The 4,123-nt window shown below is 51.3% G+C and carries 4 protein-coding genes; all 4 read left to right on the top strand.

The features are described from left to right. Positions 1-275: PrgI family protein (locus tag OCV63_RS17130; protein ID WP_158365422.1), on the top strand; the 275-nt coding region annotated here is incomplete at its 5' end. After that, positions 232-2,634, top strand: a complete 2,403-nt coding sequence (locus tag OCV63_RS17125; protein WP_055200180.1) for a VirB4-like conjugal transfer ATPase, CD1110 family — start codon at positions 232-234, stop codon at positions 2,632-2,634. The genes OCV63_RS17130 and OCV63_RS17125, both read left to right, overlap by 44 nt. Further along, positions 2,634-3,014 carry a DUF3851 domain-containing protein gene (locus OCV63_RS17120; RefSeq protein WP_014078550.1) on the top strand — a complete coding sequence of 127 codons (381 nt, stop codon included), beginning with the start codon at positions 2,634-2,636 and terminating at the stop codon, positions 3,012-3,014. Before OCV63_RS17125 ends, OCV63_RS17120 begins: the two co-directional genes overlap by 1 nt. Then, positions 3,007-4,123, top strand: a 1,117-nt coding sequence (locus OCV63_RS17115; RefSeq protein ID WP_416862066.1) for a CD1108 family mobile element protein, incomplete at its 3' end; no start/stop codon positions are given. The genes OCV63_RS17120 and OCV63_RS17115, both read left to right, overlap by 8 nt.

Here is a 4,123-nt window from a genome sequence, read left to right as displayed (position 1 = left end):
TGCCCTTCTTTATGCTGGCTATGTACGAAAAGCATGGACAGCCCCTGGAAAAGATCGTGGGCAACATTCTCAAAGTAGCTGTAATCCGTCCAAAGCAGCGACCCTACCAGACCAATAACTTTTATGCCGTATTAAAGCGGCAGGAAATGCTCGATAAGGAGGTGTATGACATTGTTCACCGCAATAAAAAAATGGCTGCATCGGATGTTCGGAAAAACCGAGGAAAAAACTGTGCAGCCGGTAAAGACAAAGAAAAAGCTGTCCCGCGCCGATAAGAAGCAGATCGAAGCGGCTATTGCCCGCGCTAACCGCACGGACAAAAAAGGAAAATCTGCGCAGGACAGTATCCCTTATGAACGGATGTGGCCGGACGGAATCTGCCGCGTATCGGACAGCCACTACACAAAGACCATCCAGTTTCAGGACATCAACTATCAGCTCTCCCAAAACGAAGATAAGACGGCAATCTTTGAGGGGTGGTGTGATTTCCTCAATTATTTTGACAGCTCGATTCATTTCCAGCTGTCTTTTTTGAACCTTGCGGCATCGGAGGAGACCTTTGCTAACTCCATTTCCATCCCGCCCCAGAGGGACGCCTTTGACAGTATCCGCGAAGAATATACCACAATGCTGCAAAATCAGCTGGCCAGAGGTAACAACGGTCTCATCAAGACCAAATACCTGACCTTTGGTATCGACGCGGACAGCATCAAAGTCGCCAAGCCCCGTCTGGAGCGTATTGAGACCGATATACTTAATAACTTCAAGCGTCTTGGTGTAGCTGCCAGAACGCTGGACGGTAAAGAAAGGCTTTTTCAGCTTCATGCGGTATTCCACATGGATGAACAACTCCCGTTTCAGTTTGAATGGGACTGGCTGGCTCCTTCCGGTCTGTCCACAAAGGATTTTATTGCACCAAGCTCCTTTGAGTTCCGCACCGGCAAGCAGTTCCGTATGGGTAAGAAATACGGGACTGTTTCTTTTTTGCAGATTCTCGCACCGGAGCTGAATGACCGTTTGCTGGCTGATTTTCTGGATATGGAAAGCTCGCTTATTGTGAGTATGCACATTCAGTCGGTGGATCAGGTGAAAGCCATCAAAACGGTAAAGCGGAAGATTACCGACCTGGACCGTAGCAAGATCGAGGAACAGAAAAAAGCAGTCCGTGCCGGATACGACATGGACATCATTCCATCTGACCTTGCTACCTACGGCAGTGAAGCGAAAAAACTCTTGCAGGATTTGCAGAGCCGCAACGAGAGAATGTTCCTTTTGACCTTTCTGGTGCTGAACACAGCGGACAATCCCCGTCAGCTTGGCAACAACATCTTTCAGGCAGGCTCTATTGCCCAGAAGTATAACTGTCAGCTGACCAGGCTGGACTTCCAGCAGGAAGAAGGGCTGATGAGCTGTTTGCCTCTGGGTCTCAATCAGATTGAGATTCAGCGAGGACTGACCACCAGTTCCACAGCTATCTTTGTGCCCTTTACTACGCAGGAACTGTTCCAGAACGGGAAAGAAGCTCTGTACTACGGCATCAATGCTCTGTCCAACAACCTCATCATGGTGGACAGAAAGCTGCTGAAAAACCCCAACGGCCTGATTCTGGGTACGCCGGGTTCCGGTAAGTCCTTCAGCGCAAAACGAGAAATTGCCAACTGCTTTTTGCTTACCAGCGATGATGTCATTATCTGTGACCCGGAAGCGGAGTACGCACCTCTTGTTGAGCGTCTGCATGGGCAGGTCATCAAGATCTCACCTACTTCAACCAACTATATCAATCCGATGGATCTGAATCTGGACTATTCGGATGATGAAAGCCCGCTGTCACTCAAGTCTGACTTTATCCTCAGCTTGTGTGAGCTGATCGTGGGCGGTAAGGAGGGCTTGCAGCCGGTGCAGAAAACCATTATTGACCGTTGTGTACGGCTGGTTTACAACGAATATCTCAATGACCCAAAGCCAGAGAATATGCCGATTTTGGAGGACCTTTATAACCTGTTGCGGGAGCAGGAAGAAAAAGAAGCTCAGTACATTGCAACGGCATTGGAAATCTATGTAACGGGTTCGTTGAATGTGTTTAATCATCAGAGCAATGTGGACATTGATAACCGGATTGTCTGCTACGACATCAAGGAACTGGGCAAGCAGCTTAAAAAAATCGGTATGCTGGTGGTACAGGATCAGGTGTGGAACCGCGTTACCATCAACCGTGCCGCCCACAAGTCCACCCGTTACTACATCGACGAGATGCACCTGCTTTTGAAGGAGGAGCAGACCGCCGCCTATACGGTGGAAATCTGGAAGCGATTCAGAAAATGGGGCGGTATTCCGACAGGTATCACCCAGAATGTCAAAGACCTTTTGAGCAGCCGCGAGGTAGAGAACATCTTTGAAAACTCGGACTTCGTGTATATGCTTAACCAGGCAGGCGGAGACCGCCAGATTTTGGCGAAGCAACTGGGGATTTCCACGCACCAGCTTAGCTATGTGACCCACTCCGGTGAGGGCGAGGGCCTGCTGTTCTATGGTTCCACGATCCTGCCGTTTGTGGATCACTTCCCGAAGAACACCGAACTTTACCGCATTATGACTACCAAACCCCAGGAACTGAAAAAGAAGGAGGATGAATGATGATGAACCCCAACATTTTGAATAAAAATCCGCTGATGTTTTTTGACAGGGCGGTAAATGCCCAGCGCAGCCAGCTGCTTACAGTCATGGCCGATGCGGTAAGTGAGTGCCGCACGGCGGCAGATCAGGCAGCCGAACTGAATGAGACCGGTCAGGTGGGGCTACTCCGTCTGGCAGAGGTCTGGAGCACCATCCGTGCCAAGGAAGGTATGGGTGGTCTGGTTCTGGAAGGAACCGAAGCGAAGATCCTGTCCGATGTGGTGGCACAGTTTTATGCCTACCTGTCCGGCTGTATGTTCAACGATCCGGTGGGAATGGCCATTTATGCAGAGCTGCACTACATGATGTCCTCCCTCATGCTGGGAGAATGGTTTGAATAAGGAACCGCGTCTGCGCTTTACTGATGAGGAACGGTCTGACCCTGCACTGGAAAAGCCGATCTGTAAAGCGGAGAAAGCTGCGGCCAGAGCAGATAAGGCGCAGGCCAATATCCCAAAGAAAAAGGTCAGGCAGACGGTCATTGGCCCAGATACCGGGAAAAAGACCTCGAAGCTGACCTTTGAGGACAAGAAAAAGCCACCTTCCAAAGTTTCTCAAGGAGTCAGGCAAGCTCCCGTCCATCTGGTTGCGGGCAAGCTCCACAAAGAGATCCGGGAAACAGAGCAGGACAATGTGGGTGTGGAAAGCGCCCACAAGTCCGAGGAGGCGGTGGAGACCGGCGCTTATCTGGTGCGGGAGGGCTATCGCAGCCACAAGCTGAAGCCGTACCGCAAAGCAGCACAGGCAGAGCGCCAACTGGAAAAGGCAAATGTAAATGTTCTGTACCAGAAATCTTTGCAGGAAAATCCCCAGTTTGCCAGCAATCCGCTTTCCCGCTGGCAGCAAAAGCAGGCCATCAAAAGGCAGTATGCCGCCGCCAAACACGCCGGTCAGACTGCCGGAAATACCGCCCAGGCTGCATCCAAAACCGGAAAAGCCGCAAGGACGGTAAAAGAAAAGGCACAGCAGGCAGGGGCGTTCGTCATGCGCCACAAGAAGGGTTTCCTGATGGCAGGGGTTTTATTCCTCATTACCTGTATGCTGATGAATACCATGTCCTCCTGCTCCATGATGGCGCAGAGCATCGGTTCCGTTCTCTCCGGCACTACTTATCCGTCGGATGACCCGGAAATGCTGGCAGTGGAGGCAGATTATGCAGCCAGAGAAGTCCAGTTGCAGGAGGAAATCGACAACATTGAAAGCAGCCACCCAGGGTATGACGAGTATCGCTATGACCTTGGTATGATCGGCCATGACCCTCATGAGCTGGCAGCATTTCTGTCTGCCGTCTTGCAAGGTTACACCCAGCAGAGCGCTCAGGCAGAGCTGGCGCGTGTGTTTGCAGCACAGTATCAGCTGACGCTTACCGAGGAAGTGGAGATTCGCTACCGCACGGAGACCTCCACCGACCCGGAGACCGGCGAGACCACCTCAGAAGAAGTCCCCTATG

The organism is Laedolimicola ammoniilytica (genome assembly GCF_025567165.1).
GTDB lineage: Bacteria > Bacillota > Clostridia > Lachnospirales > Lachnospiraceae > Laedolimicola > Laedolimicola ammoniilytica.
The sequence above is the reverse complement of the archived record's forward strand: the minus strand, read 5'-3'. Positions and strand labels throughout refer to the sequence as shown.

Excerpts from the sequence above, each read along its gene's own strand:
- OCV63_RS17120 (WP_014078550.1), top strand. The coding sequence starts at position 2,634 with ATGATGAACCCCAACATTTTGAATAAAAATCCGCTGATGTTTTTTGAC.